Source organism: Streptomyces lichenis, assembly GCF_023218175.1.
Lineage (GTDB): Bacteria > Actinomycetota > Actinomycetes > Streptomycetales > Streptomycetaceae > Streptomyces > Streptomyces lichenis.
The window spans coordinates 123,137-145,278 of record NZ_JALPTH010000019.1 but is presented as its reverse complement, the minus strand read 5'-3'; the positions used below and the strand labels follow the sequence as shown (position 1 = coordinate 145,278).

Below are 22,142 nucleotides of genomic sequence, written 5' to 3'. Positions count from 1 at the left end.
GGGTGGGCATGCGCGCTCACCGCTCGGGCTTCGGTCGCGGCGCGTCCGGGCAGAAGTCCTGCGTTCCGGAGCAGAGCGCGCCCTGGGTCATCTTGGTGTAGTTGCCGGGGCCGGAGAGGGCGCCGGTGAACACCCGGTCCAGGTCCTCCCCGCCGGTGCCGCAGCCGGTGAACGGCGGGATGGTCGCGGTGCCGGTCAGCGGGCCGCCCAACTCCACGGTGTAGCCGTAGGGGACGCCGTTCACGTCCTGCCCGCCCCGTCCGGTCAGGGTCAGCTCCATGGGCCGGACGGTGCGGCAGCCCGGCCCGACCTCCAGCGGAGTGCCGTTGACCTCGACGTCGTACAGCCGTACCCGTATCTTTCCGGTCGCCTTGGTGACCTGCGGCTGGGAGAAGTCCGGGGCGAAGTAGCTGTCCGTGGCGATCTCCAGACGGCCCTCCAGAGCGAGTTCCACGCTCGCCGTGGTCGGCATGAACCCGAAGGTGAGGAAGGTGGACCGGGCAGGCGGGAACTGCGACTTGCCCCGGTAGTCGAGAGTGGCGTCGCTGTAGAGGGTGAAGACGGGTTCGCCCTCTTTGGCGCAGGGGTGCATACGCAGCGCCTTCGCCATGCGGACCCGCATCAGACCGGGGTCCTTCACGAACATGGCGGCGCCCAGCTTCAGCACGTTGGCGTATCCGGCGACATATCCGTGAGCGGGGACGGCGGGGAGGTCCTGGGGCGGCGGGTCCACGCAGTCGTCCGCCTTCCCGCCCTTTCCGCCGGGGGATTTTCCGGGGGGAATTACGGGGTCTTCGCCGGTTTCCTTCGCCGGCGGCCGTGCGTCGGGGCCGGCCTCGCCGTCCGCCGGGGCCGGCCCGCCGTCCGACGGCTCGCCGGAGGGGTTCGGGGTGGTGCCGGGCTCGCCGGGCCGGTCCACCTCGGGCGGGGTGCTGGGCCGGCCGGCGCCGCCCGGTCCGGGCAGCACCCTGACCGTGGCGATCACGGTGTCCCGGTCGGGTTCCGGGGCGCACTCCACGGACAGTTGCGGTGGCTCGGTGGGGGTGCCGTCGGCGGCGCGGGTCAGCAGGTCCAGGGTGAGGGGCCCGGTGGCGAGGGTGAGCTCGCCCGGGGAGCCCACGGTCACCGTGGGCACCGCCCCGGCGCCCTGAAGGGTGTACGGGCCCTCGGCCGGGATCGGCGTGTTCGGAGCGGTGAGCTGGGTCCAGGGCAGTTCGGCGGAGTGCTCGCCCTGGGTGGCCCGCCCGGTCAGCCGTACCGCGCCGCCCGCGCTCGCCGCACCGCGCGCGGTCAGCTCGGCGGCGGCCTCGGCCGGGAGTTCGACGGCCACCTCCACGTCCACCGGGCGGATCGGCCGGCCCGCCGCCACCTGGCGCGGCAGCCCCGCGGAGACCCGTACCACCGCCGGATGCTCCCCGCCGGGCAGGACGCACCGGTAGGCGAAGGACACCTCGGCGGCCTGGGCGCCCTCGTCGAGCGCCGCCACGGTGCCGGGCACCAGCCCGGCGACCAGCACGGCGGCCCCCACCGAGGCGGTACGCGCCAGCGCGCGCCGCCCGCCCCGGCCCGTACCCCCGGACCTCCCCTTGCTGCCGTTCACCGCGCCCCCTCCTCGTCACTCCGGCGTCCTCGCCCTCGGGCCTTGCCTTGCCCGAACGCGGGTCGTGCGGCCGGCACGCGCACCGGCCGCACGACGCTCTTCCGCTGTCCGTCCCGGTGGGGGCGGGGTCAGGGGCTGGTGACCGTGATGATCGGCGTCACCTTGTAGGTGGCGCTGAACTTGGCCTTGTTGCCGGTGGCGATCAGCCCGGCGCAGGAGCCGGAGGCGCTGGTCACGGTCAGCGCCGGGGTGGCGTCGGCCGCGATGGCCAGCAGACCGGTGGAGTTGGTGTACGTACCGGTGTTGGCGGAGCCCTCGATCACCGCGTTGCAGGTGCCGAGCAGGCTGGTGCCGGTCAGGCTGACCTTGACGTTGGTCAGGGTGCCCTTGGTGACGCCGCCGGAGTAGCTGACGCCGTTGAGCTTCATGGGCTGGGTGGCGGAGGAGACCCACTTGGATCCGAGCGGGCCGTTGCACTTGTTGGCGCTGGTGCCGAAGGTGGCGTTGGCGATGGTGGCCAGACCGGCGCCGCTGGCGTAGGTGCCGTCGACCGCGGTGCCGTTGGCGCCGTAGACGGCGCAGGTGAGGGTGGCTCCGGTGGTGACGTTGGTCAGGACGGCGTTGACCCCGGTCTGGTTGACCGCGGTGAAGGTGTCGTTGGCGGCCGGGTTGGTGACGGTCCACTGCGCCTGGGGCGCGGCGGAGGCGGTGGTGACGGTGATCCCGGCCGCCGCCGTGAGGACGGCGGCGGAAAGGGCGGCGATTCGGGTCGTACGTCGCACGGGCTGTTCCTCCTAGGCGGATCGGGCGTACCTGATTAGCGGTCGGGCGTTTTCCTGGAGCGGTCCCAGCGGAATTCGATCCCGCCGGGGTGATTCCGACGGAAACCGAGGGGGATTCCGGTGTGAGGTAAGGGAAAACGAAGACCGTCGAGCGGCTCACTTCACGGAACGCGGGGCCAGAAGACGAATAGGCCACCAGGCCGAGCACCTTGCGCGATTGACGCTACGAGTGGGTAACCGGCGGCGCAATACGCGACCGTAAGTTTCTGCGGGCACTCTTACCGGTGGGTATTTTCTTGTCGCCGGCGCAGCAAGCCCGACGGATTTCTTGTACGGAAGTGAGCAGAACCGCCTCCGGGGCGCCCGGCCGCGGGCCCCGGCCGGGCGGTGACGGGGCGGGTTCGGCCGGATTGCGGCGGCGGGGCCCGAGGGCCCTCGCACACGGGTGTGCCGGGGGCCCGGGGGTGGTCTATGTTCGGCAGCCGCACGTCCGGAGAGACCTCGTGTTCGCAAGAGACCTCACGTCCGGAGAGACAAGGGGACCACCCGCATGCCCAGAACCACTCAGCCGTCGGACGCGGGCGAGCCGCTGGGGCCGCTCCCTCAGGAGTTCGCCGCCATCGTGCGGCCCGAACTGCCCAGTCTCATCCAGGAGATCGGCCTGGAGGTCACCCGGGCCTACCCGGAGTACGCGCGGCTGCTGCACGGTCCGCACAGTGCGGCGATCCGGTACGGGGTGGAGCAGCACATCTCCGCGTTCGCCGAGCGGATCGCCTCGCCCGGCGCCCCGACGCCGCTGCGGGACGAGGCCTGCCGGCGGTTCGGCCGCTTCGAGGCGTACGAGGGGCGGGGGTTGGAGCGGCTGCGCGGCGCCTACCGGCTGGGCGCGCGGGTGGCGCTGCGGCGGGCCAAGAAAGTGGGCCGCCGCTACAACCTCTCCCCCACCCTGATGCTGAGTTTCGCCGACACCCTGTTCGCCTATGTCGACGAGTTGGAGGCGGTCTCCCGGGAGGGCTATCTGGAGGTGCGGGCGGGCACCGACGGGCGGTCGGAGGCGTTACGCAGACGGCTGCTGCATCTGCTGATGTCGGGCTCACCGGTGCCGAGGTCGGCCATCGCGGAGCTGTGCGAGCAGACCGGATGGCTGCTTCCGGAGCAGGTGACGCTGGTGGCGCTCCGCTCCCCCGCGGGCTCACCGGCGGTCGCGATCGACAACGATGTCCTGGCCGACCTCTCCGATCCCCAGCCCCACCTGCTGATTCCCGGCCCGGCGGACGAGACCCGGCTCGATCTGCTGGCGAAGGCGTTCCCGGGGGTGCCGATGACGGTGGGGCTGACCGTGGCGCCCGCCGGTGCCTCCGACTCGATCCGCTGGGCCCGGCGGGTGCTGGAGCTGATGGAGGCCGGGGTGATCGAGGACGCCCCGCTGGTGTTCTGCGCCGACCATCTGCTGACGCTCTGGCTGCTGGCCGATCCGGCACTGCTGGACCGGCTCGCCGAGCGGGAGTTGGCCCCGCTGGCCGGGCTGACCCCGACCCGGCGCGACCGGCTGGTGGAGACCCTGCGGATCTGGCTGGAGACCCGGGGCACCGCCGCGCGGATGGGCGAGCTGCTGGACGTCCATCCGCAGACGGTGCGCTACCGGATGCGGAACCTGGAGGCCCACTACGGCGGCCGGTTGACCGAACCGGGCACCCGGTTCGCCACCGAGGCGGTGCTGCGGGCCCTGCATCTCCGCGGTGACCAGCGGCGACGCGGCCGCCGCTGACACCCCGTCGGGAAGCGGCGAAAGACGCGCACCTCGCCGGGGAGGCTCCGGGCTCCGGTGAACGGTTGCCGTACGGAGACAAAACTTCGGAAAAAGCGTGAACGAGATGGTGTACCCATGGAGGGAGCACGGCAAACTGGCCGCTGCCACAAGCAGCGCACAGCAGGTACAGCAGAAGGACACCACGTGATCGCGTCGCCCCTCGTTCCCGTTCCGATCCCCGACCGGGTCGCGGCCCTCATCGGCTCGTGCATGCCGCTCGGCATCCTGCAGGCCGAGTTCGACGCCGAGTGCGCCGCCCGCGAGGTGCGCCGCTTCCAGGCGCCGCTGTGCACCGAGGACCAGGCCGACCGCGAACACGCGCTGGCCGCGCTGGCCCGCGCCAACAAGGTGCTGGGCGCCTACAACCCCCGGCTGCTGCTGCGCCCCGGCGGCCCAGGCCGCTGACGCCCCCTCAGCCTGCTGACGCTTCGTCGGGGAAGGTCCCGTCCAGGTACACCCAGCGGCCGTCGGCCTTCTCGAAGCGGCTGTGCTCGCTCAGCGCACCCGGCTGCCCGTGGTGGGTGTAGCGGGCGGTGAAGGTCACCGTGCCGGTGGAGTGGAACAGGGTGCCGTCGGTGGTGCCGGTGATCTCCAGCCCGGTCCAGCGCATGGCCGGATCCAGCTCCAGGGTGGCCGGCCGGGTGGCCGGCGCCCAGGTGCGCAGCAGATGACCGGCGTCGCCCACGGCGAAGGCGCTGTAGCGGGAGCGCATCAGCCGCTCGGCGGTCGGCGCCGCCGCCTCACCGCTGTGGAAGGGCCGGCAGCAGTCGCCGTACGCGGCGGGCAACCCGCACGGGCAGGGCGCCTCCGCCCCGGGCGGCGCGGCCGGAGTGGCGGCGGTGGACGGGGCGGGACGGCGGCGGGCGGTACGACGGGCCATCCGGCCATTCTGCCCGCTGGAAGTCCATGGCCGGAGGTGGGGCACCGGCCCGGGGCCCCGCCCGTCAGTCGCACAGTTCGCGGTACGGGATGCCGGGCGGCGCCACCGCCTCCCACTCCGCCTTGGTCACCGGTCGGCCGATGCGCTCGCACAGCCGGTCCATCAGCGGGGCGCGCCACAGGGACACATCCCAGCGGCGCGGCACGGCCTCGGACGACCCGGCGATCAACCGGCGGCCGTCACCGCCGATATGGGTCTCCCGCCGGAGGTCCTCGATCTCGTAGGGGAACGAGGACGGCAGTCGCTCGCCCGTCTCCGTCGCGTACAGGGAGAAACCACGGTCGTCGACCCCGGCCGGTACGGTCCCGTCCGGTGAGAGCGCCGCCGCGGACGCCCCGCTCGTCGGTGGGGCCGCCTCCCGGGGCTGGGTCGGATCCGCCACCTCCCAGAGCAGGCTGCCCGCGGGTCCGCTGACCACCACGCTCCGGCCGTCCGGACCGTAGGCCGGCCCGGTGACGGCGCGGCCCTCGATGTCCGTCTCACGGTCCTTGCCGTCGTCCGGGAAGAGCAGGGGGTCCGCCAGGCGCTTGCCGTCCGCGACCTGCCACAGCCCGAGCCGCCCGGGCTTGTCCCCCACCCGCGTACCGTTCGCCTCGCTCCGCTTCATATCGGTGGCGGCGAGGCGCCCGGCGGCGGCGAGCAGCCGGCCGTCCGGCGAGAAGGCGGCCGACTTCACCTCGCCGAGCGTCGTGTCCGACGTGCCCGGTGCGTGGAGCAGGTGCGCGGGGCCGGTCTGCTTCCCCGTCACCAGGTCGAACCGGGCGAGCCTGCCCTCGGCGTCGACCAGGGTGAGGGTGCCGGTGCCCGGGGCCGCCGGGTGCCTCGGGGATCGTATCGACCGGACGGGTGGCGGGGGGGCGTTTCACCGGATTGCCGGTGGTGGGGGGCGGCGGAGGCCGCTTGTAGGTTGGCGGGCATGAAGCTGACGATTCTGGGCGGTGGCGGGTTCCGGGTGCCGCTGGTGTACGGGGCGCTGCTGGCCGACCGGGGCGAGGGCCGGGTGACCAGGGTCGCGCTGCACGATGTGGACGCCGGGCGGCTGGCGGCGATCGGCCGGGTGCTGGCCGAGCAGGCCGCGGCGGCCGGGGCGGGGGACGCCCCGGTGGTGGAGGCCACCACGGACCTGGACGCGGCGCTCGCCGGGGCGGACTTCGTGTTCTCGGCGATCCGGGTGGGCGGGCTGGCCGGGCGGGCGGCGGACGAGCGGGTGGCGCTGGCCGAGGGGGTGCTCGGGCAGGAGACGGTCGGCGCGGGCGGGATCGCCTACGGGCTGCGCACGGTGCCGGTGGCGACGGCGATCGCCCGGCGGGTGGCGGCGCTCGCCCCGGACGCCTGGGTCATCAACTTCACCAACCCGGCCGGTCTGGTGACCGAGGCGATGTCCCGGGTGCTGGGCGGGCGGGTGATCGGGATCTGCGACTCGCCGGTGGGGCTGGGGCGGCGGGTGGCGCGGGCGCTGGGCGCCGACCCGGACCGGGCGTTCTACGACTACGCGGGCCTGAACCATCTGGGCTGGCTGCGCGGGGTGCGGGTGGCCGGGCGTGATCTGCTGCCCGGGCTGCTGGCGGACGAGGCGGCGCTGAACACCGTCGAGGAGGGGCGGCTGTTCGGCGCCGAGTGGCTGCGCGGACTGGGCGCGGTGCCCAACGAGTACCTGCACTACTACTACTTCAACCGGGAGGCGGTGGCCGCCTACCGAGGCGCGGAGCGGACCCGGGGGGCGTATCTGCGGGACCAGCAGGCCGGGTTCTACGAGGAGGTGAGCGCGCACGGCGAGGGGTCGGCGCTGGGGGCCTGGCGGCGCACTCTCGCCGACCGGGAGGCCACCTATATGGCGGCCAACCGGGAGGCGGCGGGCGCCGGTGACCGGGGCGGGGAGGATCTGGAGTCCGGTGGCTACGAGAAGGTGGCGCTGGCGCTGATGCGGGCCATCGCCCGGGACGAGCGGGCCACCCTGATCCTCAATGTGCGCAACCGGGGCGCGCTCGGCGTACTGGACGCGGACGCGGTGGTGGAGGTGCCCTGCCTGGTGGACGCGGACGGGGCCCATCCGCTGGCGGTCTCCCCCCTGCCCGGCCATGCGGTGGGACTGGTGGCGGCGGTCAAGGCGGTGGAGCGGGAGGTGCTGGCCGCGAGCGAGAGCGGGTCGCGGGAGGCGGCGGTACGGGCGTTCGCCCTGCATCCGCTGGTGGACTCGGTGGCGGTGGCCCGGCGGCTGCTGGACGGCTATCTGGCGGAGCATCCGGGGCTGGGGTATCTCCATTGAGGGCGGGGCGGGTTGACGGGCCGCGGACCTCGGCCGGCTGACCGGTGCCGGTCTGTTCAGGGGGGCGCCCAGGGCCGTACGCTCGCCGCCCATGACACACCGCAGAACCTCTCGACGTACTCGCCGGGCCGCCGCGCTGGCCGTCGCGGCCGCCCTGCTGACCATGGGGCTCACCGGGGCCGGACCGGCCGCCGGTGCCGGCCCCCGCTCACCCGTCGCCGCCCCGGCCGTGGATCCGGGGGCCACCGTGGTCCCGGTGCAGACCACCGGGCCGGCCGCCAAGCGGTTCAACCTGGTGGTCCTCGGGGACGGCTACACCGCCGACCAGCTCCCCGAGTTCCGGGCCGATGTGGAGAAGCACCTCAATGTGCTGTGGAGCGTGGAGCCCTTCGCCTCCTACCGCTCGTACGTCAACGTCTGGGCGGTGGAGGTGGCTTCACCCGAGTCGGGGGTGGACTGTGACCCGTCGCTGGACGCGCCGCGCCGGAACACCCCGCTGGGGATGGCCTTCTGGGGCGGCTGCAACGCCTCCAGTGTGCAGCGGCTGCTGACCGTGGACAGCCGCGCGGCCGCCGCGTACGCCGATCTGGTGCCGGGCGCCACGGCCGCCAACCGGCAGATCGTGGCCCTCGCCAACAGCGACACCTACGGTGGTGCGGGCGGCAGTTGGGCCACCGCCTCGGGCGGCAACGCGCTCTCCGCGCTGATCACCCCGCATGAGATCGGCCACTCGCTGGGCGGGCTCGATGACGAGTACGACTACTACGGGCGCGGGGTGCCCGGTGGGACGCACACCGATGGGGAGCCGGACTCGGCGCACCACACGGTGCTCACCGAGGCGCAGATGCGGGAGCAGCGGGCCAAGTGGTGGCGCTGGCTGGGCGAGGAGAGCGAGTCCGGCGGGGTGATCGGGCGCCATGAGGGCGGGCTGTACTCCACCAAGGGGGTGTGGCGGCCGAGCCGGCACTCGATCATGAAGACCCTGGGCTACCCCTTCGACCAGGTGGGCCGGGAGGTGATGGTCCAGGCGATCTCCGCCAAGGTGGACCTGCTCCAGGGCCACACCCCGAACACCACGCCGATCGGCGCGGACCGGACCGTCTCGGTGGACACCCTGCACCCGGAGGGCGGGGCGCTGGAGGTGCGCTGGTCCCTGGACGGCAGGCCGCTGCGGCGGTACGACGGCGCCCGGGCCGTCGATCTCCGCCGGCTGGGGCTGCGGGGCGGCGAGCACCGGCTGACCGCGCGGGTCAGCGACCCGACGCCGTTCGTCCGCGACCCGGCGATCCGCGGTTCGGCGGCGCTGACCCGCACGGTGGAGTGGACGGTGGACCCCTCCGTACGCACTCCTCGTTCCGAAAGGCCGGCGGCCTTCGCCGCGCACACCGCCACGGACCGGCCGGTCGGCGCCTGGTCCACGGTGTACGCCGAGACCACCCATCCGGTCCGGGGCGTGCCGAAGGTGCGCTGGCGGCTGGACGGGCGGCCGGTGGCCACCGGGGCGAACGACCGGGACCTGGATCTGTCCAGGCTGCGGCTGCGGGAGGGGACGCACACCCTGACGGCCAGGATCGCGGGCATCGGCCGTGAGCTGCGCTGGAGCGTGGACGCCCGGCCGGCCACGGCGGCCTATGAGCTGTCGGAGCCGCTGCGTACGGTGCGGCGGCCGGGGCGGCCGATGGAGTACGTCTACGACGGGCCGTTCACCATGGCGCTGACCGCCCGGGACGACCGGGAGGGGTATGTGGTGCGGCAGTTCCGGGTGGACGGCGACGGCTGGTACACGTACTACGGCTGGCCGACCGACGCCGAGGCGCCGTTCCGCTTCACCCCCGGCGGCACCGAGATCGACGGGCTGGTGTACGGGAAGCTGGGCGCCCCGCGGGTGGTGCCCTGGGACGACGCGACCCCGGAGTACGGCACCCACCGGGTGGAGTACCGGACCATCGACGCGGCCGGGAACACCGGCGGGGCGCGGAGCTTCCTGGTGACCCTGGTCCGGCCGGGCGGACACGGAGGGTAGCGTCCCGGAGGCGGCGGACGGCGGACGGGGGCGTTCCTGAGGCGTGGGAGCGCTCCCGAATCCGCGCACGCGTCGATACGTACGGTGATCAGTTCAGCAGGAAGTCGGCCTGGCCGGACTTGGCACCCTGGATGAAGGCGGCGATCTCGCCGTGGCTGTAGATCAGCGCGGGCCCGTCGGGGTCGGCGGACTGGCGGACCGCCACCCGGCCGTCGGCCAGCTTCATCGCCTCGACGCAGTTGCCGCCGTTGCCGCCGCTCCACGGCTTGTGCCACCCCTCGGCGCCGAGGTCGGCGGCGGGCATGCCGTTGTATATGCGCTCCATGGGTTGCTTCACAGCTCCTTGCGGAGGTCCCGCAGGATCTCCTTCGTCCGGTGGGCGGTGGCCGCCTGGGCGGCCATCCGGTCCATGACCTCCAGATGGGTGGCGACCTCGGGCGGCGCGTCGAGGTAGACCGCCCCGGTCAGGTACTCGCTGTAGACCATGTCCGGCAGCTCCGGCACGGCGAAGCGGAAGAGAACGAACGGCCCGTAGGTGCCGGGATGGTGCCCGGTGGCGAACTCGGCCAGCTGGAGGGTCACATTGGTCAGCTCGGCGGCCTGGAGGAGGCGGTCGATCTGGCCGCGCATGATCGCGGGGTCGCCGGCGACCGGGCGGCGCAGCACCGTCTCATCCATGATCACCCAGAATCTGGGGGCCTCGGGCCTGGTGAGGAGGGACTGCCGCTCCATCCGCAGGGCCACATGGCGCTCGATGTCGTCGTGCCGGATCTGGCCGACCGCGCCGCCGCGCAGGATGGCCCGGGCGTACTCCTCGGTCTGGAGCAGTCCGGGGACGAACTGGGGCTCGTACGCCCGGATGACGGACGCGGCGCCCTCCAGGCTGACGTACATGGAGAACCAGTTCGGCAGCACGTCGTGGAAGCGCTGCCACCAGCCGGGCCGGTTGGCCTCCTCGGCGAGCTGGATGAAGCCCTCCGCCTCCTCGGCGGGCACCCCGTAGGCGGCCAGCAGCAGCTGGACGTACGGGATCTTCAGCGCGACCTCCGCGGTCTCCATGCGGCGGATGGTGGCCGGGGCCACCCTCAGGACCTTGGCGGCTTCCTCCCGCCTGAGACCGGCGGCCTCCCGCAGCTCTTGCAGACGCTTGCCGAGTACGACCTGCCCCACGGTGGGGGCGGACCGCGGCTCGCTCACTGATGACCTCCCCACGCGCTGTTTCGATGAGTGTGCCATGGGAAGACGATCGAGAACACGGCACTCTGCACTTTTCAGAGTGGCACTTGCCAAGTGTCCGCGGCAGGAGCAAAGTATTCCGTTGAACCAGCCTGGTGAACCAGTTCACGCGGCTGCCACGCCCGCCGTGGGGGAGACACGGCGCAGGGCGCCGCTTTCCCACGTAAGGACAGTCGACCGTGGTACCTGGTAATGCGCTCACCCCCCAGCTCATGGCCCAGCGGTCCCCGGTCGCGACCTCCCCTGATGTCCGCCGCTTCTCCTTCGAGCTGCCCGCCGGCGCCGAGTCCGTCTGCCGCGCCCGCCATCTGGTGGAGGAGCGGCTGGTGCTGTGGGGCGTGTCCGGGGACGTCTCGGACGGCGTGATGCTGGTCGTCTCCGAGCTGGTCACCAACGCCGTGGTGCACACCGCGAGCCACCGGGTGGTCTGCGAGCTGCGGGACTGCGGCGAGCAGCTGCGGATAGCGGTGCAGGACGAGGGGTGCCCGGCCGCCGGGCCCAGGCTGCGCCGGGCCGCCCCCGAGGAGTGCGGCAGAGGGCTGATGCTGGTGGACGCGGTCAGTACCGCCTGGGGCGCGTACGACGCCCGCCACGGAGTGGGCCGGGTGGTCTGGGCGGAGCTCGCCCACGACGACCTCGCCGAACCATGCTGAGGTCGATGGCCTCCCTGCTGGCGGCAGGCTCCCGCCGTACACCGCCGCCTCGCCGCCCGGAACCGGACGGCGAGGTGCGGCTGTGCTCACCCCTGCCCACCCCGCTGGGCTGCGACGCGGTGGGGGTACCGGCCCGGCACGGGTTCCGGGTGCTGTCCCGGCTGTCCGGGCGCGGGCTGGTCTTCGCCGACCCGGAGTGGTGGTGGTTCCTGGTGCCGGCCGGCTCGGACGCCGAGCTGCGCTGGCCGCTGCCGTCCTGCTACGCGCCCGGGGCCCGGGTGCCGGACCGGGGGCCCCGGCTGATCCACCACCCGGAGGCCACCTCCCCGTACACCCCGCCGATCCCGCTCTATCTGGTGGTCTGCCAGCTCACCGGGGTGGCGCCGGCCTGGTCGGCGTGGAACGTGGGCGCCGGGCGCTGAGCCGCCGCCGGGCCCGGGGCGGGGCGCCGCGGGTCAGTCCAGCACTGGGTGGAGCCCGGGGTGCTCGTCGAACCAGGCGCGGTGGAAGGCGTTGGTGTCCACCACGGCCAGATACGCCAGCGCGGCGGCCCGGTGCAGCAGCCCGGCCTGGGCCGCGGTGACGGTCGAGCGGTTCCAGGCGAGGCGGACCCGGCCGGTGAGCGGGGTGCCGGCCAGCGGGCGCAGCACGGTGCCGGCGGTGGCGCGGGCGGTGGGCTGGGTGAGGGCGACCGCCCGCCCGGCGGCGACCAGTTCATGGCCGAGCTGGCGGTCGGTGGTGCGGTAGCGCAGCCGGGGGGTGAACCCGGCCCGGGCGCAGGCCTCCACCAGTGCCTCGGGGCCGCCGTCGTCGTCCTCGGCGAGGGCCAGCCACTGCTCCCCGGCGAGGTCGGCCAGCTCCACGGTGTCGTGGGCGGCCAGCGGATGGCCGGCGGCGAGCCGTACGCAGAAGGGCTCCCGAGGGACGACGGTGCGGGTCTCGGCGCAGTCCGGCAGCGCCACCCGGTGCTCGTTGACCTCCCCGTAGAGGATGGCGTCGTACTGCCCGGCGGCCAGCGCGCGGACCAGCGCGGTCACCGAGACGCCCACGTCCACGGTGAGTTCCTGGCCGGCCATCACGGTGTCGGTGCGGTCCAGCAGCCCGTCGACCAGCACCAGCAGGATGCAGCCGAGCCGGAGCGGTCCGCCGGGTGCGCGGCCGCGCACCTCGGCGCCGAGGGAGTCCATCTCGCTGAGCACCCGGCGGGCCTTGGCGAGCACGAAGCGGCCCAGCTCGGTGGGTTCCACGCCGTGCGGTCCGCGGGTGAACAGCTCACCGCCGACGGCTCGTTCGATCCGGCGGAGCTGGGCGGAGAGGGCGGGCTGGGAGACGCCGAGGCGCCGCGCGGCGGTGGTCAGGCTGCCCGACTCCGCGATCCGGCGGACCGCCTGCAGATGTCTCAATTCCAGCTGCATTGCGGCAGCGTACGCACCGGGGTGGGGCGCGCACCATAACCCTGCACGTATGCCCTTCCGGGATGGGGCCGAGGCGGCATGTTCACGCCCATACTCGGCGCCGCGGGCAACCGCCTGTCCGCACTCCCCCACCCATGGAGTGAACACGTGCATCCCTCCAGACTCACCGCCGCCGCGGCCGCGTTGGCGCTGACCGCCGGGCTCGCCGGCGTGCTCGTCCAGCCGGCCGCCGCGGCCTCCCCGACGTCCGCGGTGGCCGCCGATCCGGCCGCCCGGGCGGTCGCCGCCGCAGACCGGGCCGTCAACAGCGGCCTCGACGCGGCGGTCAACGCGCCCCAGGAGCAGTACGAGCGGCGCCAGGTGACCCCCTGGCTGAAAGACCTCTACTCGGTCGCCTATGAGCGCAGCTACCGCGGGCTGCCCGTGGTGGGCGGCGACACCGTGGTGCTGGCCGACGGCGAGGGCGAGGTCCGGGCCGTCCAGTCGGCCTCCGCCAAGGCGGTGGATGTGGCCACCGAGCCGTCCGTCACCGCCGCCCGGGCCGAGACGGTGTCCCGGTCCAGGCTGGCCAGGGTCGACAAGGTCGAGAGCCACCGGCTGGTCGTCAAGATCACCGACGGGCGGCAGGCGCTCGCCTGGGAGACGGTGCTCACCGGCCGTACCGCCAAGGCCCCCAGCCGGCTGCATGTCTTCGTGGACGCCCGCACCGGCAAGGTGCTGGACACCCATGACGAGGTGGTGGCCGGCAGCGGCAACAGCCAGTGGAACGGGCCCAACCCGCTGACCATCGACACCACCGCCTCCGGCTCCTCGTACTCGCTGCGGGACCCCAACCGGACGGGGCTGAGCTGCGCGGACTACAGCACCAACCAGGTCTTCACCAAGTCCACCGACTCCTGGGGCACCGGGCAGGCCACCTCCAAGGAGACCGGCTGCACGGACCTGATGTTCGCGGCCCAGAAGCAGTGGGACATGCTGAAGAACTGGCTGGGCCGCAACGGGGTGAACGGCAGCGGCCGCTCCTTCCCCGCCAAGGTCGGGCTGAACGAGCTGAACGCCTACTGGGACGGCAGCCAGGTCACCATCGGCCGCAACAGCCGCAACCAGTGGATCGCCGGTGTGGACGTGGTGGCCCACGAGTACGGGCACGCCATCGACACCAACACCCCCGGCGGCACCAGCGGCCAGGAGTCCGGGCTCGGGGAGGGCACCGGCGACATCTTCGGCGCGCTCACCGAGGCCTACATCAACCAGCCCTCGCCCTACGACACCCCCGACTACACGGTCGGCGAGGTGATCGACCTCCAGGGCCGGGGGCCTATCCGCAACATGTACAACCCGCCGGCGGTCAACAACGACCCGGCCTGCTACAGCTCCTCGATACCCGGCACCGAGACCCACGCGGCGGCCGGTCCGCTCAACCACTGGTTCTATCTGCTCGCCGAGGGGACCAGCCCCGGCGGCGGCAAGCCCAACAGCTCCACCTGCAACAACACCACGCTGACCGGCGTGGGCATCCAGAACGCCGGCAAGGTCTTCTACGGGGGGATGCTGCTGAAGACCAGCAGCATGTCGTACAAGAAGTACCGCACGGCGACCCTGACCTCGGCCAAGAACCTGGACGCCAGCTGCGGGCTGTTCACCAGGACCAAGGCGGCCTGGGACGCGATCAGCGTGCCCGCGCAGTCCGGTGACCCGACCTGCACGCCGTCCGGCCAGAACGACTTCTCGCTGGCGCTGAACCCCTCCTCCGGGACCGTCCAGCAGGGCGGCTCGGTCTCCACCACGGTGGCCACCTCCACCACCACCGGGCAGGCCCAGCAGATCACCCTGACCGCCTCCGGTCTGCCGTCCGGGGTCACCGCCGCCTTCAACCCGGCCACCGTGCAGTCCGGCCAGTCCTCCACGCTGACGCTGACCGCCTCGGCCAACGCCGCGCCCGGCTCCGCCACCGTGGTGGTCAAGGGCCAGGGCAGCACCCTGGCGCACACCGTGGACTACACGCTGAACGTCGGCGGCACCCAGCCGGGCACCGACCCGCCCAACATCGACGTGGCCAACGTCCGGGCGCATCTGTCGCAGTTCCAGACCATCGCCACCAACAACGGCGGCAACCGCCGGGCCGGCAGCGCCGGCTACACCCAGTCGCTGGCGTATGTGAAGGGCAAGCTCCAGGCGGCCGGCTTCCAGGTCAGCGAGCAGAACTGCACCAGCTGCCGCTACCCGTCCAACAACCTGATCGCCGACTGGCCGGGCGGCCCGAGTGACCAGACGATCATGTTCGGCGCCCATCTGGACGGCGTCGCGGCGGGCCCCGGCATCAACGACAACGGCTCCGGCTCGGCCACCCTGCTGGAGACCGCGCTGGTGCTGGCGCAGAAGAACCCGAGCATGACCAAGCATGTGCGGTTCGCCTGGTGGACCGACGAGGAGCAGGGCCTCAACGGCTCGAAGTTCTACGTCGGCCAGCTCGGCAGCGCCCAGCGCTCGGCCATCAAGGCGTACTACAACTTCGACATGGTCGGCTCGACCAACGGCGGCTACTTCATCAACAACGTCAACTCCACCGCCGCCGCCCCGCTGAAGGCGTACTGGACCTCGCTGAACCTGGCGCCCGAGGAGAACACCGAGGGCCAGGGCCGCAGCGACGACTACTCCTTCCAGCAGGCGGGCATCGCCACCTCCGGCTACGCGGCCGGGGCAAGCGCCCGCAAGACCTCGGCGCAGGCGTCCAAGTGGGGCGGCACGGCGAACGCCGCGTACGACTCCTGCTACCACAGCTCCTGTGACACCTCCAGCAACATCAACGCCACCGTGCTGGACCGCAGCGCCGACGGGGTGGCCTACGCGATCTGGAAGCAGGCGGTCGGCAGCGACACCCCGGCCCAGGACTTCTCGGTCTCCCTCAACCCGGCGGCCGGCAGCGCGAACCCGGGCGGCTCCACCACGGCGTCGGTGAACACCGCGACGCTCAGCGGCGCCGCGCAGACCGTGAACCTCTCGGTCTCCGGGGCGCCCGCCGGGGTCACCGCCACGGTCAGCCCCACCTCGGTGACCACCGGCGGCTCGGCCACCCTCTCGGTGCAGGTCGGCGCCTCGGCCGCGCCGGGTACGTACACCCTCACCGTGACGGCGGCCGGCACCACCAGCCACTCCACCGCCTACACGCTGACCGTCGGCGGCGGGGGCGGCGACTGCACCCCGGCGCAGCTGATCGTCAACGGCGGCTTCGAGAACGGCACCTCACCCTGGACCCAGACCGAGGTCATCACCAACCAGGCCGGCCAGTCGCCGCGCAGCGGTTCGTACATGGCCTGGCTGAACGGCTGGGGCTCGCCGCGTACCGACAGCGCCGCCCAGACGGTGACCATCCCGGCGGGCTGCACCTCGGCCAAGCTGAGCTACTGGGTGCACATCGACACCGACGAGACCGAGAACACCGCCTACGACACCTTCACGGTGACGGCCGGCGGCAAGACCCTGGCCAGCCTGTCCAACACGGACAGCGCCGCCGGGTACGTCCAGAAGACGCACGACCTGGGGCAGTTCGCCGGGCAGAGCGTCACCGTGAAGTTCACCGGCGTGGAGGACCAGTCGCTCCAGACCTCCTTCGTGGTGGACGACGTCACCCTGGAGGCCCGCTGACCCCGCTGACCGTATAGCCACGGCGCACTGAGTGCGCCCGGGGCCGGAACCGGTGCTCCCCCACCGGTCCCGGCCCCGCCGTGCGCCGGTTCTCCTCCCGCCGGGTTCGGGGGGCGAGGGGTGGGTTCGCAGGTGGCGGGGGTGGGGGCGGGGGTGACAAGGGTTTTCCCCGTATCGGGGGGTGCCCGGCTGTCCCTACTGTCTGGCGCACCGGCGGTTCCGGTGCACCCGAATGTCAGGTGCATGTAATCCGACTGCCGTACGGCCCCTTCCCCAAGGGGCCGCCGCGCCGGCGGCGGCGCACAGGGCACACCCGGCCCAGGGGCCACGGAGCGCCACCCCCACGGTGTCTCCGCGGTCCCGTGCCCCGCCGCCACTCGCAACGGCGCGACCCAGCACCGTCAGCCGCCCCGGGAGTCGCCGGGGCGGCTCCTGGAAAGGGCAACACCTTTGAACGGTTCACGACGGAGACTCATAGCGATCGCGGCGGTCTGCGCCACGATCGCCGGCACGGCGGCCACCTCCTCGGTGGCGCTCGCCGTGGAGGCCACCCCCACCCCCTCCCCCGTCTCGCAGTCCATGGACACGCCGGCCGGCGCGCCCGTGGAGAAGGTCATCGTCACCTACAAGGCCCGTACCGCCGAGGCCACCTCCAACGAGGCGGCCCGCAGCGACACCGCGGCCAAGGCCAAGGAGACCGGCGAGAAGCTGTCCTTCGAGCGCCGGCTCGCCGGCGGCGCCGCCCTGGTCGACCTGGGCACCGGCGCGGAGGACAAGAAGGACCTCGCCGAGGTCATGGCCGCCTTCAAGGCGGACTCCTCGGTCGCCACCGTGGAGCCCGACATCCGGGCCTACCCGCTGGCCGTCACCCCCAACGACACCGACTACGCCAAGCAGTGGGACCTGTTCGAGGCGACCGGCGGCATGAACGTGCCCGCCGCCTGGGACACCACCACCGGCAACGGGGTCACCGTCGCGGTGATCGACACCGGGATCGCCGCGCACAGCGACCTGAGCGCCAACACGGTCACCGGCTACGACTTCATCTCCTCCTCGGCGGACGCCCGCGACGGCAACGGCCGCGACGCGGACCCGCGCGACGAGGGCGACTGGAACGACTTCGACGCCGAGTGCGACCCCGACTCCAAGGCGGGCCCGTCCTCCTGGCACGGCACCCATGTCGCGGGCACCATCGCCGCGACCACCAACAACGGCAAGGGTGTCGCGGGCATCGCCCACGGGGCGAAGGTCCAGCACGTGCGGGTGCTCGGCAAGTGCGGCGGCTCCTCCTCGGACATCGCCGACGCCATCACCTGGGCCTCGGGCGGCAGCGTCCCGGGCGTGCCGGCCAACCCCAACCCGGCCAAGGTCATCAACATGAGCCTGGGCGGCGGCAGCGCCACCTGCCCGAGCGTCTACAAGAACGCCATCGACGGCGCCGTCTCGCGCGGCACCACGGTGGTCGTCGCGGCCGGCAACAGCAACACCACCGCCGCCAACTCCACCCCGGCGAACTGCGCCAACGTCATCACGGTGGCCTCCACCAACCGTTCCGGCGGCCGCGCCTACTACTCCAACTACGGCTCCGCGGTGGACGTCTCGGCGCCCGGCGGCGAGACCCGCAACGGCACCACGCAGACCCCGCAGAACGGCATCTGGTCCACGCTGAACTCCGGCCAGAAGACCCAGTCCTCGGAGTCGTACGCCGCCTACCAGGGCACCTCGATGGCCGCCCCGCACATCGCCGGGCTCGCCGCGCTGCTGAAGTCGGCCAAGTCGAGCCTGACCCCGGCCCAGATCGAGTCGGCCATCAAGACCAACGCCCGTCCGCTGCCCGGCACCTGCTCCGGCGGCTGCGGCACCGGTATCGCCGACGCCGCCAAGACGGTCGCCGCGGTCACCGGCGGCACCACCCCGCCGGCCGGGAAGAGCTTCACCAACACCGCGGACGTCACCATCGCGGACAACGCCACGGCCTCCTCGCCGATCACCGTCAGCGGGATCGCCGGCGCCGCCCCGGCCGCGCTCAAGGTGGACGTGGACATCCGGCACAGCTACCGCGGCGACCTGGTGGTCGACCTGGTCGCCCCGGACGGCACCGCCTACCGGCTGAAGAACTCCAGCGGCAGCGACTCAGCCGCCAACGTCACCGGCTCGTACACGGTCAACGCCGCCGGCGAGAGCGCCAACGGCACCTGGAAGCTCCAGGTGCGCGATACGGCATCGGGTGACACCGGCTACATCAACTCCTGGGGTCTGACCTTCTGACCTCCCAGCGAGACGGCGTCACCGCAGGTCAGGGGCGTGTTCCCGGGGTAACCCCGGGGGCGCGCCCCGTCGCCGTGCCCGGGGCCGGCTGTCCATATGCCGGACACGACCCCTGGACGGGGACCGGGGCGTTCGTATTCTCTGGGCTCGAACGGCCGCTCCCCAGCACATCCCCGCGCTGATCCGGCCGCGACGGCCGTGGACAGGGGGTCCGCGCCGCGCCGGAGGGTGGTGGCAAGCAGGTGAGATCGTCTCCGTACCCTCCCGCGCCGATGGACCCGCCGCCGCCCGGCGGCCTGGGCCCGGTCGGCCGGGCCGAGCTGCTGGGACGGCTGGACCGGGTGCTGCTCGGCCGCGGCCGGGCCCTGCTCACCGGGCCTCCGGGGATCGGCAAGACCGAGGTCGCGCACGCCGCCGCCGCACGGGCCGAGGCCCGCGGCGAGGCCGTGGTCTGGCTGGCGCCCCAGCCCGCCGACCGCCATCTCACCGGCGCGGCCGCCGCCGCCCTGATCGCCTCCGTGCCCGGCCACGCCCTCGACGGGCTTCCGGGCCCGCAGCGCCAGGCGGTGGCGGTGCTCTGCCGGGAGGCCACCGCCCCCGAGGGCGCACCCCTCGACCCGATGGCGCTGCGCCTCGCCCTCGCCGGGGTGCTGCGGGCGCTCGCCGAGCGGACCCCAGTACTGCTGGTGGTGGACGACACCCAGCGGGTGGACGCCGAAAGCGCCGACCTGCTGCGGTTCGCCCTGCACCTGGCCCCGGACACCCTGCGGGTCCTCGCCGTGGAGACCCCGGCGCCCCAGCGGGAGGACACCACCGCCCCGCTGCCGCTCTGGGTGGCCGCCGAGGCCGATGTCCTGCTGGTGGGGCCGCTGCACGCCGACGAACTGGCCGAGCTGCTGGTACGGCACGGGCTGCCGGCCCGGCTGGCCGGCCGTATCCACCGCACCAGCGGCGGCAACCCGCGGCTCGCCCTGGCCGTCGGCCGCTCGCTGGCGGACGCCCCCGGACCGGTCCACCACGCCGAGGCGTTGCCGCTCTCCGGACGGGCCCGGGACGCCGCCCGCCGGATGCTCGCCCCCGCCTCCCCGGAGGTCCGGGCCACCCTGCTGCTGGCCGCCCTCGCGCTGCGCCCCACCGCCGCGCTGCTGCGCCGGGCCGGCCGCCCCGCCGCCGAGGCCGAACTGGCGGCGGCCGAACGGGCCGGACTGGTGGCGCTCGCCGAGGACGGCACGGTCGCCTTCACCGCCGGGCTGCTCCCCTCCACCCTGGTACGGGACACCTGCTGGACCGAGCGGAGCGCCGGGCACGCCGCGCTGGCCCGGATCGCGGACGACCCGGTGGAGGAGGTCCGCCACCGGGCGCTGGCCGCCGACGCCCCCGACGAGGAGCTGGCCGCCGAGGTGGCCGGTGCCGCCGACCGGGCCCGGGGCCGCGGGCAGGGCGCGCTCGCCGCGGAACTCGCCCTGCTGGCCGCCGAGTCCACCCCGGCCGCACGGCCGGGGCGGCGCATCGGCCGGCTGGTCGAGGCGGCCGAGGAGGCGGCCCGCGCGGCCCGCGCCGACCTGGCGCTGCGCGCCGCCGCCGACCTGCTCGCCCGGGACGCGGCCCCCGCCGACCGGGTCCGCGCCCGGCTCGCCGTGCTGGACACCGCGGGCCAGGGGCTGACCGACCTGGACGAGATGTACGTCCACGCCATGGAGGACTCGGAGGACGAGCCGGGGCTGCGGGCGGCGGTGCTGCTGCGGCTGGCGGTCAAGTACGTGCTGGCCGACGCCGACCCGGTGCGCTCCCGCTCCGCCGCGGTGGAGTCGGCCGTGCTGGCCGCCTCGGTCGGCGACCGGCACACCGCCGCCCAGGCACTCACCCACCAGGCCCGGATGGACCGGATCCTGGGCTCACCCGGCGCCGAGGACACCCTCGCCCAGGCCCGGGCGCTGGAGATGGCCGACCGGCCGCTCGGGGTGCGCAACGCCGCCCAGCTGCTCACCATCCGGCACGCCCTCTTCGACGACCGGCTCGGTGAGGCCCGCGACCAGTCGTACGCGCTGCTCCCGCTGGTCGAGCGGCGCGGGTCGACCGAGGACGCCATCGACCTGCTGCGCACCCTGGTCGAGGTGGAGGCCCGGCTCGGCCAGTGCGCCGCCGCGCTGGCGCACGCCGGGCGGTGCCTGGCGCTGACCCTGGAGGCCGGCCTCTCCCCCGGCCCGGCCTGGTACGCGCTGGCGGTGGCCGAGACCGCGGGCGGCTCCTTCGCCCGGGCGGCCGGCTACGCCCGGCGCAGTGTGCGGGCCTCCGAGGAGGAGGGCGACCAGGTCTTCCTGTCCCGCGCCCTGTACGCCCTGGGCCGGGTGCAGCTGCTCACCGGCGAGGTGGCCGCCGCGCTGGAGACCCTGCGCCGGGTGCGGGACGACGCCTGGGTGCGGTCCACCGTGGACCCGGCGATGCTGCGCTGGCCGGAGGAGCTGGCCGAGGCGCTGCTCGCGGCGGACGCGCCGGACGAGGCCCGGGCGCTGCTGGCCGATGTGGGCCCGGTGGCCGAGCGGCTGGGCCGGGCCACGGTGCTGCTGGGCTGCGACCGGGTGTACGCGCTCTGCCTGGCGGCGGGCGGGCGGCCGGACGAGGCGGTGGAGCTGCTGGTGGAGACCGCCGAGCGGTTCGCCGGGCACGGGCTGGCCCTGGAGCAGGGGCGCTGCCTGGTGGCGCTGGCCCGGGTGGAACGCCGCCGGCGCCGCAGGTCCGCCGCGGCCTCCGCCCTCCAGGCGGCGGCCGCGGTCTTCGAACGGGCCGGAGCCGCGCCCTGGCTGGGGCTCACCGCGGACCGCCCGGCCCCGGCCGACGGCCCCGCCCTGGAGCCCGCCTCCGGCGGTGCGCTGGCCGCCCTCACCGACGCGGAACTGCGGCTGGCCCGGCTGGTGGGCGCGGGCGCCAGCAACCAGGAGGCGGCGGCCCGGCTGTATGTCAGCGTGAAGACCGTCGAGGCCCGGCTGACCCGGATCTACCAGAAGCTGGACGTCCGCTCCCGCGCCCAGCTGGCCTCCGCCCTCAACGGCCCGGCGGGCCGGGTGCGGTGAGGGCGGGCGGCGGCCCCGGCCGGTGCCGGCAGCCTGGCCGGATGATCAACGGGTGCGGCCGTGAAGACGATGCTTCAGGCCGCCAACAGCGAGTCGTCCTCGGGGCGGGCGCCCGGGAGCCGGTGGCGGGCCGCCACCAGGGCGGTGTCGATGTCGGCGGTGCCGGTGGCGGTGCACAGGGTGCGGGCCAGCTCGTCCATCCGCGCCCGGACCTCCGGCCCGCCCTCCTCGGCGTGCAGGGCCACCAGCGTGGCGTACTCCTCGACCAGGTTGTCCAGTACGGCGGGGTGCGCCATCAGCACGGCGGGTCTCCTTCCGGGGGCGGGCGGCCACCGGGGCCGCTCGTCGGACGCCGCTCGTCCGGCGCCGCTGTCCCGCTACCCGATGATCGCCGGCCCAATCAGCCGGTGATCCGCGGCGACCGGTCCGGATC

General features: G+C 74.0%; 17 protein-coding genes. 9 read left to right on the top strand and 8 right to left on the bottom strand.

The features are described 5' to 3' along the window. Positions 1-16 precede the first annotated feature (16 nt). Positions 17-1,600 carry a DUF6801 domain-containing protein gene (locus M1O15_RS20060; protein WP_248635377.1) on the bottom strand — a complete coding sequence of 528 codons (1,584 nt, stop codon included), beginning with the start codon at positions 1,598-1,600 and terminating at the stop codon, positions 17-19. A 128-nt stretch (positions 1,601-1,728) separates the two neighbouring features. Next, positions 1,729-2,382 carry a hypothetical protein gene (locus M1O15_RS31485; RefSeq protein ID WP_282576975.1) on the bottom strand — a complete coding sequence of 218 codons (654 nt, stop codon included), beginning with the start codon at positions 2,380-2,382 and terminating at the stop codon, positions 1,729-1,731. Between the two features lie 550 nt (positions 2,383-2,932). Between M1O15_RS31485 and M1O15_RS20050 the strand changes: the two genes are divergently transcribed. After that, on the top strand, positions 2,933-4,150 hold the full coding sequence (locus tag M1O15_RS20050; protein ID WP_248635375.1) for a PucR family transcriptional regulator: 1,218 nt from the start codon (positions 2,933-2,935) through the stop codon (positions 4,148-4,150). 186 nt (positions 4,151-4,336) lie between these two features. Further along, positions 4,337-4,597 carry a hypothetical protein gene (locus M1O15_RS20045; protein WP_248635373.1) on the top strand — a complete coding sequence of 87 codons (261 nt, stop codon included), beginning with the start codon at positions 4,337-4,339 and terminating at the stop codon, positions 4,595-4,597. A gap of 7 nt (positions 4,598-4,604) precedes the next feature. Here the strand turns inward: M1O15_RS20045 and M1O15_RS20040 are convergent, their stop codons facing one another. Both M1O15_RS20040 and M1O15_RS20035 read right to left on the bottom strand, forming a co-directional pair. Then, a complete protein-coding gene (locus M1O15_RS20040; RefSeq protein WP_248635371.1) occupies positions 4,605-5,072 on the bottom strand; it encodes a YchJ family protein in 468 nt (155 codons plus the stop codon). A gap of 64 nt (positions 5,073-5,136) precedes the next feature. After that, positions 5,137-5,880 carry a WD40 repeat domain-containing protein gene (locus M1O15_RS20035; RefSeq protein WP_248635370.1) on the bottom strand — a complete coding sequence of 248 codons (744 nt, stop codon included), beginning with the start codon at positions 5,878-5,880 and terminating at the stop codon, positions 5,137-5,139. A gap of 168 nt (positions 5,881-6,048) precedes the next feature. On the opposite strand from M1O15_RS20035, the gene M1O15_RS20030 reads away from it, so the two are divergent. Both M1O15_RS20030 and M1O15_RS20025 read left to right on the top strand, forming a co-directional pair. Further along, positions 6,049-7,398, top strand: a complete 1,350-nt coding sequence (locus tag M1O15_RS20030; protein WP_248635368.1) for a 6-phospho-beta-glucosidase — start codon at positions 6,049-6,051, stop codon at positions 7,396-7,398. A gap of 91 nt (positions 7,399-7,489) precedes the next feature. Then, a complete protein-coding gene (locus tag M1O15_RS20025; protein WP_248635366.1) occupies positions 7,490-9,421 on the top strand; it encodes a M64 family metallopeptidase in 1,932 nt (643 codons plus the stop codon). Between the two features lie 88 nt (positions 9,422-9,509). On the opposite strand, the gene M1O15_RS20020 is transcribed toward M1O15_RS20025, so the two are convergent. Together M1O15_RS20020 and M1O15_RS20015 are read right to left on the bottom strand one after the other, a co-directional pair. After that, positions 9,510-9,746: a DUF397 domain-containing protein gene (locus M1O15_RS20020; protein WP_248635364.1), complete on the bottom strand. Its 237-nt coding sequence runs from the start codon at positions 9,744-9,746 to the stop codon at positions 9,510-9,512. An 8-nt stretch (positions 9,747-9,754) separates the two neighbouring features. Continuing rightward, positions 9,755-10,618 carry a Sco1979 family transcriptional regulator gene (locus tag M1O15_RS20015; protein WP_248635362.1) on the bottom strand — a complete coding sequence of 288 codons (864 nt, stop codon included), beginning with the start codon at positions 10,616-10,618 and terminating at the stop codon, positions 9,755-9,757. A 251-nt stretch (positions 10,619-10,869) separates the two neighbouring features. Between M1O15_RS20015 and M1O15_RS20010 the strand changes: the two genes are divergently transcribed. After that, on the top strand, positions 10,870-11,310 hold the full coding sequence (locus M1O15_RS20010; RefSeq protein WP_248635360.1) for an ATP-binding protein: 441 nt from the start codon (positions 10,870-10,872) through the stop codon (positions 11,308-11,310). After that, positions 11,304-11,732, top strand: a complete 429-nt coding sequence (locus M1O15_RS20005; RefSeq protein ID WP_248635358.1) for a hypothetical protein — start codon at positions 11,304-11,306, stop codon at positions 11,730-11,732. Before M1O15_RS20010 ends, M1O15_RS20005 begins: the two co-directional genes overlap by 7 nt. A gap of 33 nt (positions 11,733-11,765) precedes the next feature. On the opposite strand, the gene M1O15_RS20000 is transcribed toward M1O15_RS20005, so the two are convergent. Further along, positions 11,766-12,725, bottom strand: a complete 960-nt coding sequence (locus tag M1O15_RS20000; RefSeq protein ID WP_248635357.1) for a LysR family transcriptional regulator — start codon at positions 12,723-12,725, stop codon at positions 11,766-11,768. A 147-nt stretch (positions 12,726-12,872) separates the two neighbouring features. Here M1O15_RS20000 and M1O15_RS19995 point away from each other — a divergent pair, with 147 nt between their 5' ends. The 3 genes from M1O15_RS19995 to M1O15_RS19985 all read left to right on the top strand — a co-directional run bounded on the left by M1O15_RS19995 (position 12,873) and on the right by M1O15_RS19985 (position 21,709). Beyond that, positions 12,873-16,370 carry a M20/M25/M40 family metallo-hydrolase gene (locus tag M1O15_RS19995; protein WP_248635355.1) on the top strand — a complete coding sequence of 1,166 codons (3,498 nt, stop codon included), beginning with the start codon at positions 12,873-12,875 and terminating at the stop codon, positions 16,368-16,370. A gap of 450 nt (positions 16,371-16,820) precedes the next feature. Further along, positions 16,821-18,638 (top strand): S8 family peptidase, encoded by a 1,818-nt coding sequence (locus M1O15_RS19990; RefSeq protein WP_505017677.1) that lies wholly within the window; start codon positions 16,821-16,823, stop codon positions 18,636-18,638. A 272-nt stretch (positions 18,639-18,910) separates the two neighbouring features. Further along, positions 18,911-21,709 carry a helix-turn-helix transcriptional regulator gene (locus M1O15_RS19985; RefSeq protein ID WP_248635353.1) on the top strand — a complete coding sequence of 933 codons (2,799 nt, stop codon included), beginning with the start codon at positions 18,911-18,913 and terminating at the stop codon, positions 21,707-21,709. Positions 21,710-21,783: 74 nt separating this feature from the next. Here the strand turns inward: M1O15_RS19985 and M1O15_RS19980 are convergent, their stop codons facing one another. Continuing rightward, positions 21,784-22,011 carry a DUF5133 domain-containing protein gene (locus M1O15_RS19980; protein WP_248635351.1) on the bottom strand — a complete coding sequence of 76 codons (228 nt, stop codon included), beginning with the start codon at positions 22,009-22,011 and terminating at the stop codon, positions 21,784-21,786. Positions 22,012-22,142: the final 131 nt, after the last annotated feature.